Here is a 23,024-nt window from a genome sequence, read left to right on the forward strand (position 1 = left end):
GCGCCTCCACCGATTTATCTCTTTCGGTGTCAGTCTAGCTTTCGTCGAGGGTTAAGCAATAATTATGTGAGGCATCATCCTGAATATGCTCAGGAATTCACCACCCATTCGCGGCTTATTAACGCATTATCAGCCTGGTACTCGTTCTTCAGACGGAAATTACGTGTTCGTGTCTGAAGTTCAATCACCTGATTGCGCAGCACATCTGACGAACCGTTGAGTTCTTCAACCATCGACACATTGCTCTGTGTTACGCGTTCCAGCTCTGACAATGCCAGCGTGATTTGTGAAATCCCTTTTTCTTGTTCCGATGTTGAGGCGGAAATTTCATCCATCAGTCGGCTCACGTTGCCCGAGCCGGTAACGATGTCGTGCATGTTTTTTTCAGCTTCAGAGACTACGTTAACGCCCTGCGTCACGTTATGGCTGGTGACTTCAATCAATGACTTAATATTTTTTGCCGCTTCGGCGCTACGATGCGCCAGGCTTCTGACCTCACCAGCGACTACTGAAAATCCTTTACCATGGTCGCCCGCTCTTGCCGCTTCAACGGCAGCATTAAGCGCCAGTATATTGGTTTGGAAAGCGATACCGTCAATCAGCGAGATAATCTCTGTCATTTGCTGGGCGCAGTCGGTAATTGATTGCATATTGTTCGCGACCTGCCCCATTAACTCTCCGCCTTTACGCGCCTGCAACGTCGCGATATTCGCCTGTTCGCTGGCTAAACGGGTATTGTCGGCATTATTTTTTGTACTTGCAGCCATCTCTTCCATGCTGGCTGCCGTTTGCACCAGCGAAGCTGACTGCTGTTCTGTTTTAACGGAAAGCTGCGCGCTGCGTGAAGAAAGCTGATCTGACAGGGTCATCGCGGTTTGCGAGGAGGCGCGGATTTCACGGACCAGCGTTGCAATGTTGCTGGAGAGACTATTAATGCCCGGGATCAGTCGTCCCGCACAGTTGTTGCCGAATTCAGGGATCGACACGCCGAGATTGCCTGACGTCACTTCTTCAATACTTTTTTTCACAGTATTGATCGGCGTCACAAGATATTTTGTCATATACGCCCAGAGTAAAATTAAGGCGATACATTGTACGATAATGACTGCAATAAAAAGCGAAAAACTCCCTGAAAATAGCGCTATAACTCCATCACTTACCAAAAACACACATAAAAGGAAATAGACAATGAAGGTTCTGACACTAATATTTCTTAGCATAGTTTTTCCTACGACTTTATATTTTTGTGGGCTCTAAGGTTTATAGCATTGCCACAGTATTTTGTCCTCACGTTCGTCGTTGGTTTGTTGTTTTGCAGTTTGATTAGAGCAGTTTCGCTTAAGGCAGATAAAAAGCATGATATACGGTAAATATCCAGCTTGTAGTTTGGTTACCGCCCCCCCTTAAATATTAGCGCTTACCTATTTAAGAAGGAGTACCGTAGGGCAACATTGTTTAGTCATGCTTAATAAGTTAACGTAGTTAATATATATCAACTACGTTACCGTGACCTCCCACCAGGCTGGCTTACGTTCAGGCCAGACAGTCGACTGACTGGAAAAAATAGTCCTCCGTCATGAGAACATTCTCTTTCACACTTTGATGTCCGCGACGAATATACCAGCCTGTTTCAGGCGCCATGCTTAAATGGTATATCCTCTCCCCCGATATACTGCCGGGGGCATTAATGCACATTGTCATACACCCCTTCTCTGATCCCCTGATGATCTGTTCTGGCATAATGCTGACGCTGCGATCTCCATTTCGCAGAATGACAGTCGTGATGACATAACGACATATACTGCTACTGAGGCTGTAGCCGACCGTACTCAAATCGGTGATATGCTTTTGGGATAACAGGACTTCAATACCAGAACCCTCAAACCAAACAATAATTTGCTGTGCAAGATCATCCATCCGCTGACAAAAAACCCTGACTTCGGCTTCAGCCGAATTAATATGAATCGGTTTATTTACGTTATTCTGCTGCACTTTCTTAAAAAAACGCTCTCTTGCTGACATGTTAACTCCGTGTTTTTCGCCAGTCTTATTGTTCTTTTTTGTGCTTCAGCAGGGCGTAGCTGACAATCAACTTCTGAAGATGTTGTTCGACCTTGTTTTGCTGCGCTGCTGACCGGGGTTGCCCGGCAGGTAAAGTGGAAAGCAGACGAAGCTGCTCCTCAAGCGGTATGGTTTGGCTAAATGACTGCGACATGGCAAACACGTCTGATTTTAGTTCACTCACCGTTATGTACTTCCCCTTCTGTTCATCCAGTGCGTTCAGCTTGTTCGTCAACTGCTGCAACTGCGCCATACCCTGATGCCATCCATTCAGATCTAAATCTGCTAGCGCAGCGATACTCATCTGTTTCTGCCAATGTTGCGCCAGGGGTTTGGCCTCTTCCGGCCACAGCGTCAGCGCCTGCTGCACCAGACGGTCGCCGAAGCTCACTGCCCAGTCTGGTTTCAACTGTAAAAGCTGCGCTAACAGCTGTTGTGTCCTGCCAATCCCCGGTTCCGGTGACGGTGACGTTTGTTGCAGCGCCTCTAATTGCCCTGTAGATAGCCCTTGAGGTAGAGGAGCCAGAGCCGCGGCTAGCTGCGCTTGTGCCGAATCTGGCGCATGCAACATCTGCCATCCTCCTGCGACGACACTGGCTGCCACCAGCATGGTCAACATACCTGCAGCAAATGGCTTCCAGGGTTTCATCGACACCGGAGGTTCTTTAACCACCCCAACGTTCAGCACCGGCTCGGGCTCAACCACATAAACCCATTTACTACGCTCAGTCGGTCCGACGAGGTGAATTTCCGTAGCACCCAATGCGTCACCGTGCAGACTCATGTCCGTATTTTCGCTGTTTTCCAGACGCACTGCTGCGTTCTGCATCATCGTGCGCAGAGCATCAAGCTGAGTAGCATGCTTGAGTTCCATACGCTGCAAGACGTCCCCCAAAGCGCTCAGATGCTCTTCAGACTGATACAGCTGCCCTAAGTCAGCGTACGTCAGCGATAGCGTTCGTACTACCTGTTGCAGGCGCTTGCTGAGTGCACTAAGGATTTCGATTCGCGCATGGACAGGCTGTGGCCAGAGGTTTCCCCACTGGCGGGCTACCAGTGCAGCAAGTAACGCAAGCCCCTCATTCATACCGTACAATCCGGCCAGATGCGTACGGGCGAGCGTATACCAGGCAGCCGTTTGTAGCTCCACACCGTTATGCCCGAACAGTGACAGACAGAGCGTTTCCGCGTGTTGCCAGTTCACATCCGGGCGTGCCGGATGGGTGAGCTTGTTCATTTCTTCGCGCAAGGCAGCGTAACCCGCAAGCGTGCGCGGATCCCCGCCGGTTTTAAGTTGGCGTTCAGAATTTATTGTCATAACTGTTTTAACCTGAGTAATAACTAGATGGCGGCTCGTGCATCGAGGTATTGCTGTTGTTTCAGATGACGGATTAATACCCTGCCCTCGGGCATAAATTCCGTGCCGTAGCGCACCAGCCCCACCCCCTTCAGCTCCGCGTCAATGGCGTAGCGGAGTTCACCGGGCTGAATCTGTTCCTGCATCACCACGTTGATCCGGCTCAGGCGCGGCTCGTATTTCAGCAACACAGCCGACAGTGTGGTGATCAGCTGGTGGGCGGTCCCGGGCATTCCCTGGAGGATTTTTGTCATATCCGGCAGGCCGTAGTCTGGCAGGTGAGCCAGCGTACCAGCGCGGCAGTTGAGGATGCGCTGCATGTTATCGAGTACTGATAAAATCACCTGATTCTGTTCGCTGAACTGGTTGAGGTTCAGGCCACCTGAGAAATTGCCGCTCAGCATTTCATACAGCGATGGCGTATTATGTCCCTTTGGCATAAGTCATTATATAAACACATTCCGTTTGCAAAGCATCCATTGTTTAGACATTGACGGGTAGGGTTCAGCATTATTCCTGCTTATTTGCAGCTGCTATAACGCTGCCAGCCGCAATGTAATTCGCTGACTCACGCCTTATTTCCTTCGCGGCTTTAAGCCCAGTGACTGATTCAGGTGTAGCGAGTCCTGGTCTTACCTGTCTTTGTCATTACACTGGCCGCCAGAGCAACCTTTCAGTATTCACCTATTTGTTAAGATTTTATATTCATCCGTATCAGCGATTAGTATGACCGGATACTGATATGATCCTTACCGTACTTGCGGTAATAAGTCGCTATAGCCCATACTATTTCATTGCCTTAATCGCGTTCCCAGGTCAATTCTGACCAAGAGGGCGGAGGGAATTGGCATTTTAAACGTTAACCACACTCTGGAATTTTCCATCCAGCCCACCCTTCACTTGTTGGATACATTTCATATTGCCCGTGCCATTCTGGTGCAACTGAATCAGAGAACTGAGCTTGCCAAAAGTGCCATGCAGAGCTTTTTATTTTATTCCCATTGGAATCATATATAACAAAAAAAGATTGGTTGGAAAACAACCGTAATACTCTCCCGATACCACCATATGGTCGATAGTCAGGAATATAAGTAGTCAGTTCGCATTTATTATCTCGACTCCATATAGAATCATTCTTGATTGCGTTTTGATAAGCCATGATCTTAATCACCATTAGCAAAACACAAAAGAAGAAAACTGATATCAACATGAAGCAGCACGTTTTTTTATAAAGCTATGCATTTATATTCACCTCTTTCCAGTAAACATATTCCTCCAAATCTACCTTATTCAAATGAATGATAAGGTAGTGAGACTGGTCCTTTGAGGTGGTAGCCATTCCAGGCGGGTCACCATGCCGTGCACACTTTTGCCGCTCCGCATCCGGAAGGAGGCATATTTCATCAGCACCTGTTCCGGGGGGATGTTCGCCTGCCCGGAGGTGAACTCGATGTCCCAGCTGAACGGCTCGCTCAGTGCTTCCCTGCCGTAAAAACGCAGGACATCCGGCTTCACTTCACAGTCATTAATATCCAGAAAGTAACGGGTCTGTCCGTCAAAAAGCGCTGACCAGTTATCCATCACGTCACTCCTTTACCGGCACAAGACTGAGCCAGCCATCACCCAGTTCAATCGTGCGGGGCTTGTCCGGGTCGAGGTCGTCACGGGTCAGCACCAGGCGCCAGCGGTTGTCCTTCTGATCCGGTCGATTAAACAGCTCCACCACAGCCACGAACTGAGCGTCTTCATCCATTGGCATATTGAGCGTCACGCTGCCATTGGGCATCACCAGCAGCTCTTTTGATGCCAGTACGTCGTCTTTAAGTACCGTATCGGCCTTGCGCAGCAGCGTCTGGTAATCGGCGGCATCAACCGCTTTACGATCTTTGAGCTGCCAGACACGCACCATCGTCGCCAGCGGTGTCTGTGCGCCATCAGCGTTAATGGCCGTACGCGGGGTAAAATCCAGATACAGCGTTTTAATTTTCTTGTAGAAGATGGATTTGGTCATGCTGACGGGGCCATCAGTGACAGTCTGGGTCAGGCCGCAACCGGCGAGCAAATTTCATCAGTTATGTAACATTAAAAAATCTCTTAGCCCATTTGATATATTTTTTTGATGTAAATAAATCATCTTATCTTCTTCAGACAGAGCGTTCCAAAAAGGAGACCAATAGACATCCCACCAGAACTCTATATTTCCTTGCAAACTACCAAGAGACTCAAAATCAAAATCTGGAAAAACAACATCAGGTGCTGGTGGTTCAAGTTTTTCACACAGTATTTTTCTTATGAAATCAACATTATTTGTAATTATATCAATTACAGTCTGATCAAACTCCTCAAATTTAAAATAGTGCAGTGCTTTTCCCTTAAAGGAAATAAATTCCTTTTCCTGAGTTATTTCTTTGCAAAAAAGCGCTTTAACTGTGCCCTCTATTTTTTTAAGCCTTCAGGTTTAACCATAATTCTTGATGAATAAGCATATATATTATTCCTTTCTAAGGATCTAAAAAAAGGATATGAATACTTTAATTCAATCAGGGGGAAAAATGATGACCTTGGATAAATTTTTTGAAGAGCGTTTTTTTTCCTAAAAATACTTGATAAATTAATTTTCATCTATGTAATCCGCAACCCAATCTGCGCCGTAGTATCCGGCCACACCACATATTATCCCACCGATAAGCCCAGCAATTACGACACCAGGCCCTGTCTCCACCCCTACAGCCATACCGGTAGCGGTTCCTATTTTAGCTCCGGCCACAAATCCTCCCCACCCACCTACTTGCCTAATAACTTCTGCGCTGACAGGCTTTACACTTCCGGTTGTTATAGATTTTTCTGTTGCCTGCTCAAGATCATAAGCTGTTAACACAATCCCCACAACCTGAACCACTCGCCCTGCCTTTGCTATACCTTTTACAAATTTAAGCGATTCTGGTGTGAAGATAGCATTTGCAGGCACTTTCTCACCTTTAACCAATATTTCCTTATCTACATCTCTAACATACGCAGCAATTTTATCAATACGCTTTTCCAAGTGAGGGTTTTCTGCCTTGTATTCTTCAAATGCTTATAGTATTTCATCAGTTGTTATTAACTCCGCTCCTGATTTCAATGCTTTTTCAACATCAATATATATTGTTTTACCATCAAACCTGGGAGACCCTTCAGGAAAAGCTGAGCTTGTAGAAATATAAGGGGATTTATTATTACCCATAACATGCTCAGCAACACTAACTGCTGAATCAGTATTTTTAGGGATTAAGCCATATCTTTCAGGATCTGTCTCAGAAAGCATTCTGAGTGGTTCCAAGTCCATTTTCGAGAGGTAAGGATTAGCTGTCGATGCATATATTTTTCTTACTAAAAAACCATCTTTCCCTGGTTCATCAACAATTATAAAGAAAAACGCTCGAGCGGGCATTAATAACCCAGTTACATCGTACGTTGAATGTGGAGTTTCATTGGTTAAAGTTGATTGTTCAGTCATTTACCATTTCTCCAACGCTTCTATTCCCAGCCAGACGTAATCCTGGATGATTCCTTTGTAAAAACGCGTTTGCATAAACCTTGAGAATCGGTGACCCCTTTAAATGTTTCATTATATTCGTTACGGATAAAGTACGGGACGTTGACTAAAGGCTTGCCATTATCATCCAGCACTCGGAATTGTTCATCAAAGAATCCCGGTTTGCTTAAATCCTCAACTACATGCATTGTTTTTGAAGATGTTGACATTGTGGTTGAACTCGCAGCCATTGTCCTTTTCACCTTCCGCAGATACGTCGCTGTCGTGCCATACTCCACCCTCCCCGCCTCAAGCCGCAGGTAACTCCCGCCGCCAATCAGCGTGATGCGTTTTTTTCCGGCAAACGAGATATCACTTGCTGAACTCAGCGTCAGCTTCTTCTCTGCAAATAATCGCAGGCTGGCATTCTGCGCCTGCACCTCCACCGGCCCTTCTCCGGATTTCAGGCTCAGTTGACCGGTCCGGGCAAACAGCCCCAGCTTCTCTCCGGCCAGCGCTGTCAGATTGCCCATTGTCCCGACGCTGATATCGCCCCCGGCGTTAATGGCGACGTTTTTCGTGGCCGCCATTTGCAGGTGCTCGCCGCTGGTCAGCGCTATCCCTTCCGGCGCCGAGAAAAGCACGGCTTCGTTGAGCGGTTTCAGCCGTTGCTCAAACATCCTTATCTGGCTGTCGACATCCGCTTTCAGCGCCTGCGCCTTTTCTGCTGCCATTTCCAGTTTTTGCAGATGCTGATTGAGCCGGTCGATTTCCTTCAGCGCGGCGTTCATGTCCAGTGCGTCACCCTGCGCCTTCGCCTGTGCATCCGCACTGACAAACAGTCCCTTCCCGGCCCTCAGGGCTCCCCACTCGTCGGTGCGCAGCTCAGTGCCCTGGCCGCGACGTTGCCCCTGGCTGTCCACCAGATGCCCGCTGTTGAGCTGTGTCTTACCGTATTCTGTCGCGAGCTTGAAGTGCTCCTCACCACGCCTGTCTTCCATCCGCAGCTTATTGTTCGCGGGTGTACGCAGGATATTGCGGGTGTGGTTGTCCCGGTTAACGTGGTCCGGATGCTCAGAGTCGTGCAGCGCATACGCGATATAGGGCAGGTCAATATCGCCATTGCTGTACGCAACCGCCACTTCGGTCCCGTCGGTGAGCGGTGTGTGCCAGCCGAGTGTTTCACCGGCATATGGCTTCGCCATCCGCAGCCACAGGTAGCCGTAACCCGGCTCCGTCCCCTCCCGGTCGAAGTCCGGCTTCAACCGGTAGCGCCCCTGCTCATCCAGATGTGCGTAGATATCATTTTTCTCACGACTTTCAATCCGGGCCGGAAGTGTGCCGTGAATTTCCGGACGCGGGATTTCCACCGGGCGGTAACAATAGCGTTCGCTGTAAGGCAGGCCCCAGACCGACACATGCAGACGGGAATCCCGGGCGCCCCGGAAGGTCACCAGCGTGAGGAGGACGCCTTCTTTCAGGGCCGTAATGACATCCCCCTGCGGCTCCAACACCTGCCCCGGCGTAAGGTGGGCGGCATTGCTGAACAGGTGGATACGGGCTGATTTATTGAGTTCCCGCTCGTGATGAAGCCGGGCATAAAACGCGCCGGATTCGGTTTCCGGCTCAGGGCTGGCGTCATCACCCGCGTCACGATAAGGTGCGGCGTAGCGGTAATGTTCCCCGGTAGTGACCGCCTCATTACGCACGCTGACCGTCGCATCCATCGGCGTGGTGGCGGTCCGGTAGTTATAATCCCGCGTGGCGACGGTGCCGGTGGCAATGTTGTGCCAGGTTCGCACATCCCAGACCGATTCTGCCGCGCCGTCGAACAGACCCGATAGCTCGCTGTAGGGCAGGCGCACATCAAACCGGTAGTTCAGCTGGCTGTCGGCAAAAATGTACGTATCCAGACTGCGCACGTCGTCCATCTCCGTACGCCAGTAAATCCCCACCTCCGACAGAATGCGCCGGATGAACTGCAGGTCCGTTTCCCGCCACTGGGTGATAAGTTCACGCGCCGGGTAGCTGCGCTCCAGTCTGAATTCAAAATCAGCCCCGTCCAGTCCGTGTTTGCGCAGCACCTGCTCCACCACCTCCGGGACGGACTGGTTCTGAAATACGGTACACTGCCGGGTGTATCCCAGCAGCGCCAGCCGGGAACTGAGCGTGAGCCGGTAACGGGACTGGTCTTTTGATGTAGACAGCCATTCCAGGCGGGTCACCATGCCGTGCACATTTTTGCCGCTGCGCATCCGAAACGACGCATATTTCATCAGCACCTGTTCCGGGGGAATGTTCGCCTGCCCGGAGGTGAACTCGATGTCCCAGTTGAACGGCTCGCTCAGTACTTCCCTGCCGTAAAAACGCAGAACATCCGGCTTCACCGAACTGTCATTGATATCCAGAAAATATCGGGTCTGTCCGTCAAAAAGCGCTAACCAGTTATCCATCACGTCACTCCTTCACCGGCACGAGGCTGAGCCAGCCATCACCCAGTTCAATCGTGCGGGGCTTGTCCGGGTCGAGGTCGTCACGGGTCAGCACCAGCCGCCAGGCGTTGTCCTTCATATCCGGGCGGTTAAACAGCCCCACCACAGCCACGAACTGAGCGTCTTCATCCATGGGCATATTGAGCGTCACACTACCATTGGGCATCACCAGCAGCTCTTTTGATGCCAGTACGTCGTCTTTAAGTACCGTATCGGCCTTGCGCAGCAGCGTCTGGTAATCAGCGGCATCAACCGCTTTACGATCCCTGAGCTGGTAGATCCGCATCATGGTTGCCAGCGGGGTCTGTGCGCCATCGGCGTTAATGGCCGTGCGCGGAGTAAAATCCAGATGCAGTGTTTTAATTTTCTTATAGAAGATGGATTTCGTGATGCTGACCGTACCGTCCGTGACGGTCTGTGTCAGACCGCAGCCTGTGAGCAGACCACAGGCAATAAGCGTCAGCGCCCACCAGCGGGTTACTGTTGCCATTCAAAAGTTCCTTTATTGAGAATGTGAATATGTATTTAGTCGAAGCGGTAATGTCCGTCTTCAGCGGGAGGGAACGCAGAACACCGGAGCCCTTCATAGCAGCCCAGACTGACAGTCAGTGTTTCCCGGTTATCGCTGAGTCTGCCGTCCTTCAGTCCGAGCAAGCCGGTGCGCCCGAGCTGAATACGCTTGCCTTTGCCCAGGCGCGGCTCAGGCAACAACCACACGGGTACAGTGAGGCGCAGTCGGGCATTGCTGCGGTAACCAAGATAGACGCGCATCAGGACCAGCAAATCGGTATGGAGGATGCCACCGGGTAACCAGCCTTCGGCTTCGCCGGGATCTTCCGTGACCAGTGTCACCAGCACTCTGCTACAGGCTTCCCTGCCCGTTTTACCCAGCGTGGCCCGCTGTGAAAGACGGACGCAGTTTCCGGTACCCAGCCCACTGCGGTTATCAATATGGACCTTTACCGGATCCGGTTCGGTGATAAATACCCGGGTATTCGGTGCCAGCAGGCTCACCAGAGCACGGATGCCTTCAGCATTGCGGGTGGGCAATCGCATGGTCCCCAGCAGGGCCAGGAAGCGGGAAACCGGCGTTGCCACCCGATCAGCCGTGCCCGGTATACCGAGCCCCACCAGTCCCAGCAGACACTGCGAGGTAGCATCGTGACCACCCGCCTCAAAGGTGGCCGGATACGCGTATTTTCGCCAGATGCGGTAATACTGCGTGGTGATCCGGTGGCTGAAGATATCCAGAAACGAGGTGACCGCCTCATAGCCTTCCCGGCGCTGCGCAATGGCATCCAAATAAGACGTCGGCAGAGGGGAGTCCACGCCATACATCCCCAGAAATGTCGTGCGGACCGTTGGGGGCAATGTCGGGTGGTCTTCGTCGGTCTCAACCGCTTTCAGGGTGCTGACCGGGAAACCCATTCCCGGCCAGGGTCTGAAACGTACTGGGTCGTTGCCCGGATGGCTGGTGGTGCCCAGTTTTGGCGCGTCCGGATTTTCCTGCTCCAGCAACTGGCAGAAACGATAGAAATTGACCCGCCAGATGTCTTTATCAAGAGCTAACGTCAGCCCGGTACGTGCTGGCTGTGATTCTCGCGCCATCTCAGTCGTTTCCCTGTCGGTTGCAGTACCAGCGTGAGCTGGTTAAAGAGGTGAATATCGGCATAGAGCGCGAAGAATCGGTGCAGCATCTCGCCGAAGAGATTCACATCGCCCTCGCCTGCAAAATTGTCCATGTTCAGCGTGACCTCAATATCCACACCCCGGAGCATAAAGCCCTTCTCAAAACGGCGGATCAGAGTGTGTTTCACGGCGACGATTGCTTCAAGCCGACGGCGGTTCATTTCATCGTCGGTCCAGTCGTACAGCGCCAGCGTGCCCCGCAGGACCTCAGGATTGTCCATCATGCTGAGGAAGTTTGAGCCGAGGTGGCTCATCACTCGCCAGTGAAAGCGGTCGTTTGCAGGGGGATACAGCGGCATCGTCGGTGCTGTGAGGTTGAGGACCCTGACGGGCACCTTGCCGGATTTGACCACCCTGTCCAGCAAGGTACTTTCCAGTGCCTTACGCGGAAGCTGACCGTTGGTCCCGGTTATTCGCATCGAGAGTGACTCCGGTTTTTCGGACAACTGCTCCAGTTCAAACGAGCGGCCACCGAGAATTAACCAGGTGTCATACAGGCCAGAGGGACCGCGTTTCACGCGGGTGTGGTAATAACGTTCAGGGGCATCGTGGCGCATCATACCGCCCCGGTGTCGGAAGCTGGTGAACGGTACATAAGGATGCTTGCCATTCTTCACCGCGCCGTGAATATTATCGACGCTGTAAATCTCGGTGTGACCATCCTGAAGACGCAATGGCCTGAGCAGGTATTCGTTCTCCAGCGGGTTAAGCGTCAGCGGGTCAGCTTCCAGGGTAAAAAGGTTGATAACCGGCGCACAGTGCAGCCGGAAGTCTTCCGTCTCAAAGGGCAGATCGGATGACCAGGCTTCACTGAGTACAATGTCGATTTCAAACCAGGTGCTGGCCGCAGTGAGCCCGATAATGTCGAGACCGCGCAGCTCCACAAACATAAACTTTGGACGGAAGCTGAAATACTCCAGCAGCAACTGGTAACCACTGAAGGCCGTATCGGCTTTTTTCCACAGGCCGTCATTGTCATCGAAGCCCATGGGTTTGCACCAGCCATCAAACTGATGTCGTTCAGTATGCGTCCCGGCATGACGCGCATACATGGCATGTACACGCCGGGTCATTGCCAGATGCAGTGCAGAACTCACAGGACTCTCTGCGTTAAGGAATATGGCGACCTTGTCGATCCCGGCTTTACTCCAGTCCACTTTTTCAGGGCATTCGAAGCGCAGACGGATAGCAGAGCGGCCATCGGTTTCAGTATGCAGGTGGGCATCTGCAAGGTGCAGCGGTTGTAGCGGAACATCGCGAGTCGTCCGATACTGACAGGCGGTTTTATGCGGCCCGACAGGACGTGACAAAACGGAAAAGCCTTCAGCCAGCATTTCGGCCTGACGCAGACCACGCCAGTCAGGCGAAAACTCAACGATGCCCAGAGACGGGATAGTCCGCATATAGTGCGGCCACAGTAGACTCACCAGTCCTTCAGTCAGTTCCGGCAGATCATCATCCAGCTTTTCTCGCAGACGGCCCATCAGGAAGGCAAAGCCTTCTAACAGGCGTTCCACATACGGGTCCCGGGCTCCGGGCTTATCGAGATTGAGCATTGCCGCCCGGTCCGGATGTGCCCGGGCAAATTCTTTTCCTGCCTCGCGCAGATAGCGCATTTCGGCTTCAAAATAGCGCAGGGTTAAATCATCCATGCTCGGTATTCCTGATAGTTAACAGACAAAATTCAGCCACACAGCACCATGGCACGGGCAGGATCGATGGTAATCAGCCCCGCCAGCAGGGCATCCATCTCAGGCATCAGCCGGATTTTATCGGACTCGCTGCGACCGGCTTTCATGCGCAACAGTTTCAGACGGCGGGCCTGAACTTCGAACATCAGGCCCGGCTCCCAGTCCCCCATCGTCAACTGCGCCGCACCGGATGTCAGTTCAGCCAGCAGATGAAGCGCCATGTCGTTACGCCCGTATTGTTCCGCAACACGAGCCATCAGCAGACGTATCAGCCAGCGATTTCGCGGAGAGTCCAGTCCGGGGCGGGTCTGGAGCCACGTCAGAGCCGCTTCGGGCCCCTCACTGTCACCCTTCTCCATCGCCTCGGCCTCAAGTGACAGCACCTCATCCCCGTTTACCGCCGCGGACACGACCGGCTCGCTACCGAATGACAGCCCTTCCTCATTCACCTTTTCCGCAATCCATCCAGTTGTCACCTCATCGGCAAACGGGGTACCGTCATTCCAGGCCAGGCTTTCAAGCCCGGGCAGACGCCTGAGGAGGAACCGAAGATCCAGCAGGACTGACTCCGCCAGGTTCTCCCAAGGCTGTCCCGCATGGCTGAGTCCCTGCCAGAGGTACCACTGGAGATCGAGCCAGAAATGATTCACCCCTTCGCAGTACATCTGGCTGGCCTGCTCCACCAGCTCAGCCCAGTTTTTTTGCAGGTACAGACGCTTCAGCTGCGCCCGGTACTCTGGTTTAGGCGGAATCAGCCGGGTACGACCACTGCTGTCCAGCGGTGGAATTTGATCGACGGTATCCCAGCGAACGGTTTTCATCAGCCGGTGAGAGGCCAGCCACCCCTGGGGTTGTTCTCCGAGCCAGCGGGAGAGTACCTTTGCCTGATCCAGCAAATCGCGCCCCGACTTCACGTCCGTCAGCAGTGGCGACGGAGAAAAGGCAGCGTCATGCCCGGTATCCTGAGAGCTGCTGTTCTGGGGGATTAGCGCTGTCACCCCGCCAGAACGCGCCAGACGGTTTTCCAGCGCGCTACAAAGGCCAGCGAATGCGGGTTTTTCATTTTCAGGCCAGTCTGAGACCACCTTACTCAGCAGAGTGACCGCTCCGGCCGTCAGGCCGGCATCTTCCCGATCGACTTCCGGCCAGCGCGAGAACGTATCAAGTACTTTTGAACTGTTGAGCCACTCCAGCGCGGCTTTCCGGGCATTCGGGCGTAGCGGATGGCAGTGTCTGCCGTAGCGGGACAACATCGCGACCAGCAGCAGTATCCCTTCCGCCAGGCCTTTCTCGCCGTCACGGCTCAGCCGGGCCTGGGTATACCAGGTAACAACACGGATATCTTTGGCGTATTCACACAGTATTTTTTCCGCCAGCGTGCAGAGCAACTCCGGATCGGTGCCCGAAAGTTTGTTGATTTCTTCACGCATCAGTTGGAAATCATCGTCACAGGCCGGATCGTCACCCGTTTCCTCCCCAGGGCGGATCGGTTTTAACCAGTTCTCCCAGAGGGACAGGGTGCCGGAGGCGCTTTCAGTAAGGCGCAACTGCGCTTCGTGGTTAGTGGTGCATGCCGATAACAGGGCTTCCGGTGAACTCATGTTTTTCCTTGTCTTGTCTTTATTCGACATCTTCAGCGCTGGCCACAACCGTAAAGATGGTTTCAGGCAGCGTAAATCCCTGGAGCTTCAGCAGGGCAAGCGGACCGTCACCCAGCTCACTGCGCATAACAAACTTCAGCGGATTACCGTCGGGGGTGATCCAGACCAGCTGTGTGCGGCTTGCATCAAGAGGTGTAATTAATGCCTCATCCAGCAGCCGGATGAATCCCCAGTTCCCCTGGTTGCTGGTGTAGAGCTGCATCCCGCTGTTCACGCTGCGCCAGCGAAAGCTGACACCCGGGTAATACGTGTTTCCCGGCCAGGTAAAACTCTGCCAGCTTTCCATCTGGTTAAAGAAGTCCAGATTCTGCTCATCAAGCGTCAGCTGCATACGGGCCACATCGCGGGAAGGACGCGCCATTAATTCGAAGTGAACGCCCGCATCGCCCTGGGCAAAAACGATATCCGACAGTTCGGCCAGTTGGTTAATTGCCCGCAGGAAATCCGGGTTCACTTCCATTCCCTGGCTTGCAGAAGGATCCACCACCCAGCGATTCCCCTCCTGGTGGAGAATGCCGCCAAGGCTGGTTTTCAGGAACGTGGCGATGCGACCTGAATCGCCGCGCAGGAACTGAGCCAGCAGCGGTAAGGAGGCATCACTGCCGGTAGCTTTAAACGGATAGCGGCCGGCAAACGCTTTATTCCACTGTTCGACAATGGTCGTCTGCCAGCGGGTATTGAGGCTTTCTGCTGCCGGGGTCAGCACCTGCTGCCAGGCCAGATCCAGCGGCTGAACAAACAGTGACTGGCCGAACCCGCTCCACTCCTGGCCCAGACTCGCCGCCACCAGACTGCTGTAGTCACGCGTGTCGGTCAGGTCAATAGCCTTGCCCTGGAACACGGTCTGAGCCAGCATTTGAGACATCGCCTGTGGATCCGGCGCACTGGTGACCTGCTGGAGTTTCAGCCGTACCTGGGTAACACGGGCAAGCCAGGACTGAAAACTCAGGTTACCGTTACGTCCGGTCCCCTCTTTTCCCTCCATGAATCCCGTCAGCGGACCAAACACATCGTCCAGCGGACCGCGCGGCCCCTGCGCCTGTTCGATAAACTGCTTCACGTTCTTTTTCCGGCCAACCAGCTTTTTCGCCGAATCCACTATCGAATCCGCCAGCGCTTCCCCCTTCTCGCCGGTTTTTCCCTGCCATGCCAGGGTGTTCATCAGCGCCACAAGTGGCGACTGACGCACGTCACCGATCAGATTGAGCTGGGCGATCGCGTCAGAGAGCGAGGCCGCTTCGTGCCACTGGATGCTGTTGACCATATTCAGCCAGGCATTGCCGAAATCGGTAAAGTAACGTTCGGTCAGTCTGGACTTCAGCGCTTCCGGCGAAATATCGCTTCCGGGCTGATGAGTTTTATCCGTCAACACCCAGTCGATTTCATCGCGGCGGGTTTTAACCACCTCATCAATTTCATCCTGCACCTGTTCTTCCCAGGCCTGCCGGGTAAACATGCCCGGCACCACTTCTTCTGTACTGAAGACGGTGGAGGCATCCGTGTCGCCGGTCATATCGGCAAGCGTGAGATCCGGCCAGTTGCTGGCAACGCGCTTCAGCATGTCCTGATACAGCCCGGATTCAGCATTACGCTGGCCAATCTGTTTGAGCAGGATCTGACGTACCGTGCCGATTAATTCAGCATCGGGCTTAATTTTCCATTCCGGATGTGAAGGAAGATTCTGGGCGTAAAAGCCCAGCAGTTTGGGTGCCATTTCCTGCCACGCACCATCCGGCACATTCCGGCGTTTCGGCCAGGCTGCCAGCACGCTTTTTGCCAGCCAGCCCGCGTCCGCTTTGGCCGGTCTGACCAGCATCAGGTAACTTTTCAGCACATCGTAGGTACGCTGTGTGCCCTGTGCTCGGGCATCACTGGCCGGAGGAAGTTGCACAAAGGCATTCAGTTGCTGCCTGAGATGGTCTGCGGTGGCATCCCTCATCAGTTGCGCATTATTCTTCGCATACAGCGGCCAGAGCGCCGTCAGCATGTCGCTATCCTGGTTAAGACCAAAACGGGTGTACCACGGAGCGCCGGTCGCCTCACGATGTTGCAGGCGGGCAATGGATTGCTGTAATACGAGCTGGTTGTGCAGGCGTTCAACCAGGGGGAATGCCGTATCCGCTGCCTGCCTGGCCGTCTCCTGCGCCTGATAAATCTGGGTACGGTTAACGATGAGAGACAACAGTGTACCGGCCCCCCATAAGACCATCAGGGAAAGCAGGATTAACCGCAGCATCTTCAGCCAGCCGAAGCCCAGTTTCCTGGCGCTGACAGCTTCACAGTCATCAATAACGGCTTTCCATGTCGGTGTGTCGAGGTGCGTGTTCGGCACTGTTCCGGCAACGGCCAGTTCAGGGCTGAACATAACGCCGCGTAAACGCCAGGCCGCAGATCCCTGCATCAACCCGCTGAGAAAAACGGTCAGACTGGCTTTCAGTTCCTGCCGCAGAAGGGAAGACAACCGGAGCAGACCGAAATCAGCCGGATTATTCAGTACCTGTGCCATACCGGCTTTTTGCAGACGTTGCATCAATGTAGAAAATGCCTCGCCCGCCTCTTTTACAGTGCCTTCCGGTCCGAATATCACCCCTGCAGCAGTCGTTTCTGCGTCCTGCTGAGCACTCGTGGCTTTGTCAGTCAGCCACAGCCAGACAGGTGCCTGCCAGCCCAGCAGGTGGTCGGCTTTCTGGCGACAACGCAAAAAGGCATCCCGTTCGGTATCCGTCGGGAGGGCTGAGGTACTCATCACCTGAACGATGCCATCAACCGGCTGACCGGGACGCAGACGTTTCAGTTTTAAAAGAAAGATCTCATCCGGGAGTGACTGGGCGTCACCGCCATAAATCAGCACGTTACCGTCGCCTTCCTGCCAGAGGTCATGACACAGGCCCGGTGCTGCTTTCTGGACATCGTCCGTGTTGCCCGTTACCAGCAGGAGTCGCACCTTACAGTGCCAGCGGCGTCCATAGCGAAAGCGCAGGTGTTCGGAAATGGAGTCCTCGTTGAAGACGGGTTCATCGTCATCTTCTTCACTGGCAATAGTGTTCGTCACCGGAGCGACAATCTGAGCCTTTTTCTGCCCCCAGTGGAAATACAACCCGGATTTACCGGCGAAGTCGAAAGCCTTCTCTGTCAGCCAGCCGAGTAAAAACATTGCGGCAACCAGTATGGTGCAGAATGTGAGTATACGCTGGCCGTCATACGGCCCGAATCCAGTGGCCGAAGCCACGTTTTCCGGAAAGGCATAAAACAGAAATGCCACAATGACCGTCAGAAAAAACGCGACAGTCACAACGGAGCCGATGAGTGTTTTGACTTTTACCTTAGACATTCTTAGGCGATTCCTTGCGAACTTCTTCTTTGGTGATGACGGCGACCCAGATGTCGTCTTTGGCAGCGGCGGGTTGTGCGGCGATAACCTGCGGGCCATTACCGCTACAAGCAGAAGAGGCAAGAATAATAGCAAGCCAGGGGGCGGCGCGTTTGGCATATCCCAGAGCGGGATCAATACCATGATTGTCTTTTGACAAGCTGAATGTCACCCCGTTATCTTCACAAGCCATATTCCAGCCACTTCCGCTTGAAAGGATTGGTCCTGTATACCAGGCCGTTTTTAGTGCTTCAGGCGCTGTTGCGGCCCATAAAAGTGCCCTGCCCAGTGTTTTTACAAGCCGTGTTTCCTGGCCCCTTTCAGGGCGATGGAGACATACTGCATCAGGATAACCAACAGCTTTACGGTTGCTGAGCACCACAAGGGTAATAGCATCGGCGTCACCTTCATCAGGCTGAGCAGGCAATGAAAACGTCACTCCTGCAAGAATGCCTGGAGTGTCCCAGCGCTGGTCCAGCCAGGCATCAAACCCCGCAAGACCTTTGCCCGCAAGGAGTCTGAAGACCCGCCCGGTTCTGGCGATGAGTTCATTTCTGAAGTGCTCCTCCAGTCTGGGTCGGATATCGTCGTCACAGTCCAGCATCAGGCAGCAAGGAATATCCTTCGACAGGGTGTCGGTAATTTTTTGTACATGGGCGACAAGAGTTGACGTGGCGGCGATGAGTTCTGTATTCAGATCTGTCTGAAAACTGGCTAAGGCTGCATACCTGACAGCGGTTTTGGAACCACGTGGCGTTGAGGCCTCTGAAGCTGGAACGGTATAATTAAGTGCTCTCACTAGTGCACCAGGGCTATTTCCTGAAAAATGTTGAACGCATGTATCGAGTATCCAAGCACAGCGCTGACCCCGACAAATTTCGCGATCAATAAGCGTTTCGCGCTCCACATTCCGGGACTCGGCCCCCACCTGCTCTGCTTTGTATGCAAACCGGCGCAGGGAGAAAAGCAGTCCCCAAAGACAGAAAGGCAATCCCAGCGCAGTAAACCAGAAAATAAAGCCAGTGCGTTCTGTCGTCCAGTTCCAGAGCGTTAACGCAACCCCTCCTGACATGACAAATGCCAGGAACAGCAGCCAGCGGCGGGTATCAGGTCGTGGAACCTTCGCCGCCTTTTCAGGGATGGTATCCAGCAAGACTGGCATACTCAGGCAACCTTTGCTGGAGCAAAAGAACTGATCAATGTGCAGCCACAACCACATTTATGGCCGTGAAAGGCAACCGGGATCCCGTTATCAAGATAATCAGGGTTACCTTCAATAATGGTTGTCGGACCATGTCCAGGTATCGGACAGGAAACCATGTCACCTTTACGCGCCACGCCAATCCCACCAAATATCATGGTGCCAGAACAGGTCATGACTGAACCGCCGTGGGTAGTTTTGTCGCCTTTTCGAATAATTTGCAACATTTATATCTCCATCAATTTATTGTATACAGGGCAGAATAAATTAATATTTATTACTCAGGTAGTTTCAGAATCTTGACCAATGCAGCCAGAGGGTTGTTATGCCTGTTTACTGAATTAGCTTCATATAAAAGGTGAAAGGATATTTTTTATTCCCTGCTGCATTTGACCATATTCCTTTAAACTGCCCTTTCTCCAACAGACCATCAAACTTCTCCATTCCCTCAGGGACAGAGGCTGACAGCGTCAACCTATCACCGTCCCGACGACCAGTTACATTTATTTTTTTCTTCATTTTTTCATAAAAATAAAAACCAGAAGCATTATTATCATTATATTCGAGGTGCAAACCCATTCTAAATTTATCGTTCAACTTCCCGATATAATTAACTGAATCAAATTCTATATCACAACTACTTAAACAGCCAATATCATTCAAATTTATAGCATCAATATCTTTGCTATCAAGAGCAATCACAGAAAGCTGTTTTTTTCAACACCATCAGTAATTTGTGACAGATAAAATAAGATGTCATTTCCGGTATATTTATTTGGGCCGTATGATAGCTTATTTTGATTGACACATAATTCTGAAGCTACTTGTAATAGTAAGCCATCTTTTTTTTCAGGCATTTTCCCTGCTGATGTATCACATTCCTTGCCAGACCATTTCTTCACGTTGTTATTAAAATCAATAGAACTCTCAATGTAATAATAGTTTACAGGTGAAAGGTGTTTATTGTCATACTTAAACGAAATAAACTCTATAGCTTTGGTGCTATCAAGATACACTTTTGAAAAAACATATCTTTCTCCATACTTTTGCAAAGAGACACTTTCTGTTGTTTCATTCATATCAAAATAAGGGAATATGTTTTTCCCATTTTCAGCATCTGCCAATTCAACTTTGTAAGATATATCATCAACATTTCGTTCCATATTCAAGAAAACATCGCAAGAAATACTTTCCTTTAGAGAACAGTTCGTAACATCTAAGTCAGCGTTTGCATGTACATAAAAGGAACATACTGATAAAAGAAAACACCACACATTACTAAATTGTTTCATTTATTATCACCTCAAATAATTCAGCATAATCCTTAAACTCATCAGCCTTATCAGGAATACCATGTCGATAGCCATTGATGATTAACCTTGCATTAAAGTAATCCTTTTTACCTGATCCCAAATAAATATCTAATGTATGCCCGGCCCTGAAACCACCATCTTTCATACCTTTCATCATAATTGAAACAGCCGTGCTGAGCTCAAGACAGAGATCTGGACTAGTAACAATGTCTATACCTGTTATGGATTTAAATTTCTCATAGGAAATTTTCCATGTTAACTGAACTAAACCACGTCCGCGATATTTATACCCATCACCAATATTTGTATTGTGGTTCAACATAGCTCTTTGTCGGTTAGATGCCGTTGGACCTGAACCATAATCGACTTCCGCCTTGAAATATGAAATATTTTCACTAATTGGTTTAAAGAACAACCTTTGCCTATAGTCATAAGACTCTATTCTTATTGTAGCAAGCATATACGAGACAAATTTTTCATTAAAATCGTCAAAGTAATTATAATACTGTTTCTTCATTTCATTTAGAAGCTTTTGCAATGACTCTTCAGAGTCCTGAGTCAATGCTGGGATGGTTATTTTGTTTCCTCGATCATAGAACCCAAAAACTACAGAATGTTTTTCTTTATACTTTTGAATAAATTTTTCAATATCAAACCATTTAGATGAACTGTTCATCGCCTCCAAAAATACTATAGGATGCATATGCCACGGTTCCGGCCCCAGTGCCACATCCTTTTCGGACACTGCCTTCATCCATGTCATCTTATCCAGAAACGCTTCCAGGTACGTTTTCCATAACGGTGCGTCCGTGGTTAAAGTATCCAGGTATGTCTTCCAGAGCGAGTCATCCTTGCCGTAAAACCATTCACTGGCGTGCTTCGCTATCACACGGTACAGATGGTCGCGATACGACACATTATGAACCGCCTGAAGATACTCCTGCTCCCAGGAATGTCCATCCTGGTTACTGTCTATCAATTCCAGCAGCCGTTTATAGTTATACTTGTTCAGCGCGTGAGTGGTGCGGGTTTCCTCCTCTGCTGCTTTATACAACTGCTCCAGAATACCCTTCACCACGTTATTTGGTTGTTTTATCCCATCAATCAGGTCAAAACTTTCCGAAGCCTTATTCAGCGTAACAAATCCGAGCTCACCAAGCGCATATTGCGATACTTTCTGAACACTGGCTGCGGCCAGCCAGCCACCTTCAGGTCGTATCTGATAGTATGCCGCATCCTGGTTACTGGACAGCGTGTTCCCCTCAGCATCAACGCCTGGTACTTTTGCCAGTGTCAGAATACCCGGCCCCTTTGTTTTTCGACCGCCTGCTGTTATTCCGGTATCGCTCTTGTCAAACAACGGTGCATCAGCTTTCCAGGTCAGATAAACCGGCGCATCCTCTCCCGCCTTTCCAGGATTGGTGATGAACTTTTCCATATCATCCATGCTCAGGCACTCTATATGCACCTGGTAGCGCGAGCGTTTGCTATTTTCTTCCGGTAGCTGATAAAAACCCATATGCCCGAGACTGTCTCCGGCATTGACCGGTACAGGCGCTGAAGGTACATACACATCATCAAAAACGGGTTCACTACCGGATGCTGCCGGTGCAACCGACGTCAGACTGTCACCGTCTGATACTACCCATACCCGGTCGCCCTTTTTCAACTTATCCTTATCCCGGCCCAGAGTGACCAGACTGAATGTTCTTTCTGCATCACCGGAGTTCTTGCCGGGGCGGATGACCTGCTGTGCGGTATTACCGGGCTCGTATGAAAGCGGGAAATCGGCTACCAGACTGCCTGCATTTTTATATTGCAGAACATCGTCACTGCTCAGATAGTACGCCCAGTTTGTACGCGAAGTGCAGTTCACAACACCTTCTGACTCATTAGTGTAAGCCGGGGTACATTTTGCCCACCAGGACGGAACGGGCGCTGACGCCGCCGCTTTCAGAGAACCCCGGTCAGACACCGTCCAGACTTTCGTTCCTGCTGCAAGCGTTTCTCCTGCGGCATTTTTCGTCTCACTGGTAATGGTCACTTCAGTAAACTGACGCCCGTCGCTGCTGCGGGTCACTATGGCATCACTCAGCGTGACGGGCGTGTCTTTAGCCAGTTTTCCGGCTGCGCTCCCCGCCTGCAAATCTTCCGCGCTGGTGTAGTAACGCTGGACTCCTGCCACTTTTCTGTCTGACTGGCTTCCCTGCTGTTTATAAGCAACAAAGGGCGCCAGATTCATATACAGAGTGAAAAATGTCAGTCCACTTTCTTCTGTATCACCCGGCTGGATATAGTGTTTCACCAACACAAAGGATGTTGAAAGAAACAGTTTTTCACCGCGCCATTCAATCGCGGCCCCCTCATAATCCTTACAGACACGCCAGGCAACTATCTCACCATCAGCCATACAACGAATAAATTGCTCCCCTTTATAAGTTTCACGGCAATATTCTTTTTCGGGCTCACTATCTGTACTCAGGGCACACCAGGGAATGGTGGCATCAGTAATATGGATACCGCCATGCCACATTCCCTGGCTTCCCACCAGATATAGTCCCGACCTTTCGCGTTCAAGCTTCAATAATAGCTCTTCAGCAGAAGTAAACTCCTGACCTTTAGCATCTGAAGGGACGGGAAAACTCTGTTTAGGTATAACTGCTGCCATAAAAAAC

General features: G+C 51.3%; 19 protein-coding genes and 1 pseudogene. All 20 read right to left on the reverse strand.

Annotation, left to right across the window (positions count from 1 at the left end; all coding sequences use genetic code 11):
- Nucleotides 1-89: 89 nt before the first annotated feature.
- Nucleotides 90-1,220 (reverse strand): methyl-accepting chemotaxis protein, encoded by a 1,131-nt coding sequence (locus ACOTXC_RS01865; RefSeq protein WP_022648264.1) that lies wholly within the window; start codon nt 1,218-1,220, stop codon nt 90-92.
- Between the two features lie 313 nt (nt 1,221-1,533).
- A complete protein-coding gene (locus ACOTXC_RS01870; RefSeq protein ID WP_165715961.1) occupies nt 1,534-2,022 on the reverse strand; it encodes a hypothetical protein in 489 nt (162 codons plus the stop codon).
- A gap of 25 nt (nt 2,023-2,047) precedes the next feature.
- Nucleotides 2,048-3,379 (reverse strand): VasL domain-containing protein, encoded by a 1,332-nt coding sequence (locus ACOTXC_RS01875; protein ID WP_421767357.1) that lies wholly within the window; start codon nt 3,377-3,379, stop codon nt 2,048-2,050.
- A 23-nt stretch (nt 3,380-3,402) separates the two neighbouring features.
- Nucleotides 3,403-3,858 (reverse strand): type VI secretion system baseplate subunit TssE, encoded by a 456-nt coding sequence (tssE, locus tag ACOTXC_RS01880; protein WP_126489914.1) that lies wholly within the window; start codon nt 3,856-3,858, stop codon nt 3,403-3,405.
- A 419-nt stretch (nt 3,859-4,277) separates the two neighbouring features.
- The gene (locus tag ACOTXC_RS01885) at nt 4,278-4,577 is read right to left on the reverse strand and encodes a hypothetical protein (RefSeq protein WP_233167255.1); all 300 of its coding nucleotides are present in this window, start codon (nt 4,575-4,577) and stop codon (nt 4,278-4,280) included.
- A 108-nt stretch (nt 4,578-4,685) separates the two neighbouring features.
- Nucleotides 4,686-4,999, reverse strand: a pseudogene (locus tag ACOTXC_RS01890) (type IV secretion protein Rhs); the annotation flags it as partial.
- 4 nt (nt 5,000-5,003) lie between these two features.
- On the reverse strand, nt 5,004-5,480 hold the full coding sequence (gene tssJ, locus ACOTXC_RS01895) for a type VI secretion system lipoprotein TssJ (RefSeq protein ID WP_417932811.1): 477 nt from the start codon (nt 5,478-5,480) through the stop codon (nt 5,004-5,006).
- Nucleotides 5,481-6,029: 549 nt separating this feature from the next.
- Nucleotides 6,030-6,461: a hypothetical protein gene (locus ACOTXC_RS01900; protein WP_421767358.1), complete on the reverse strand. Its 432-nt coding sequence runs from the start codon at nt 6,459-6,461 to the stop codon at nt 6,030-6,032.
- 33 nt (nt 6,462-6,494) lie between these two features.
- Nucleotides 6,495-6,914 (reverse strand): hypothetical protein, encoded by a 420-nt coding sequence (locus tag ACOTXC_RS01905; protein WP_233167257.1) that lies wholly within the window; start codon nt 6,912-6,914, stop codon nt 6,495-6,497.
- 20 nt (nt 6,915-6,934) lie between these two features.
- Nucleotides 6,935-9,385 carry a type VI secretion system Vgr family protein gene (locus ACOTXC_RS01910; protein WP_126489910.1) on the reverse strand — a complete coding sequence of 817 codons (2,451 nt, stop codon included), beginning with the start codon at nt 9,383-9,385 and terminating at the stop codon, nt 6,935-6,937.
- A gap of 4 nt (nt 9,386-9,389) precedes the next feature.
- Nucleotides 9,390-9,914 (reverse strand): type VI secretion system lipoprotein TssJ, encoded by a 525-nt coding sequence (gene tssJ, locus ACOTXC_RS01915; RefSeq protein WP_058677117.1) that lies wholly within the window; start codon nt 9,912-9,914, stop codon nt 9,390-9,392.
- A gap of 35 nt (nt 9,915-9,949) precedes the next feature.
- On the reverse strand, nt 9,950-11,032 hold the full coding sequence (tssG, locus tag ACOTXC_RS01920) for a type VI secretion system baseplate subunit TssG (RefSeq protein ID WP_126489909.1): 1,083 nt from the start codon (nt 11,030-11,032) through the stop codon (nt 9,950-9,952).
- Nucleotides 10,996-12,765 (reverse strand): type VI secretion system baseplate subunit TssF, encoded by a 1,770-nt coding sequence (tssF, locus tag ACOTXC_RS01925; RefSeq protein ID WP_126489908.1) that lies wholly within the window; start codon nt 12,763-12,765, stop codon nt 10,996-10,998. The genes tssG and tssF overlap by 37 nt, the downstream gene beginning before the upstream one ends.
- A gap of 32 nt (nt 12,766-12,797) precedes the next feature.
- The gene (tssA, locus tag ACOTXC_RS01930) at nt 12,798-14,405 is read right to left on the reverse strand and encodes a type VI secretion system protein TssA (RefSeq protein ID WP_058677120.1); all 1,608 of its coding nucleotides are present in this window, start codon (nt 14,403-14,405) and stop codon (nt 12,798-12,800) included.
- Between the two features lie 19 nt (nt 14,406-14,424).
- A complete protein-coding gene (locus tag ACOTXC_RS01935; protein WP_126489907.1) occupies nt 14,425-17,796 on the reverse strand; it encodes an ImcF-related family protein in 3,372 nt (1,123 codons plus the stop codon).
- Nucleotides 17,789-18,997, reverse strand: coding sequence for a hypothetical protein (locus ACOTXC_RS01940; RefSeq protein ID WP_058677122.1), 1,209 nt, complete (start codon nt 18,995-18,997; stop codon nt 17,789-17,791). The genes ACOTXC_RS01935 and ACOTXC_RS01940 overlap by 8 nt, the downstream gene beginning before the upstream one ends.
- A gap of 2 nt (nt 18,998-18,999) precedes the next feature.
- The gene (locus tag ACOTXC_RS01945; RefSeq protein ID WP_058677123.1) at nt 19,000-19,263 is read right to left on the reverse strand and encodes a PAAR domain-containing protein; all 264 of its coding nucleotides are present in this window, start codon (nt 19,261-19,263) and stop codon (nt 19,000-19,002) included.
- A 106-nt stretch (nt 19,264-19,369) separates the two neighbouring features.
- Nucleotides 19,370-19,738, reverse strand: a complete 369-nt coding sequence (locus ACOTXC_RS01950) for a hypothetical protein (RefSeq protein WP_199033583.1) — start codon at nt 19,736-19,738, stop codon at nt 19,370-19,372.
- The gene (locus ACOTXC_RS01955) at nt 19,735-20,328 is read right to left on the reverse strand and encodes a hypothetical protein (protein ID WP_126489905.1); all 594 of its coding nucleotides are present in this window, start codon (nt 20,326-20,328) and stop codon (nt 19,735-19,737) included. Before ACOTXC_RS01955 ends, ACOTXC_RS01950 begins: the two co-directional genes overlap by 4 nt.
- Complete coding sequence (locus ACOTXC_RS01960) at nt 20,315-23,017, reverse strand: hypothetical protein (protein WP_421767359.1); 2,703 nt, start codon at nt 23,015-23,017, stop codon at nt 20,315-20,317. The genes ACOTXC_RS01955 and ACOTXC_RS01960 overlap by 14 nt, the downstream gene beginning before the upstream one ends.
- Nucleotides 23,018-23,024: the final 7 nt, after the last annotated feature.

It is taken from the genome of Enterobacter cloacae complex sp. IR5428 (assembly GCF_049238585.1).
GTDB lineage: Bacteria > Pseudomonadota > Gammaproteobacteria > Enterobacterales > Enterobacteriaceae > Enterobacter > Enterobacter intestinihominis.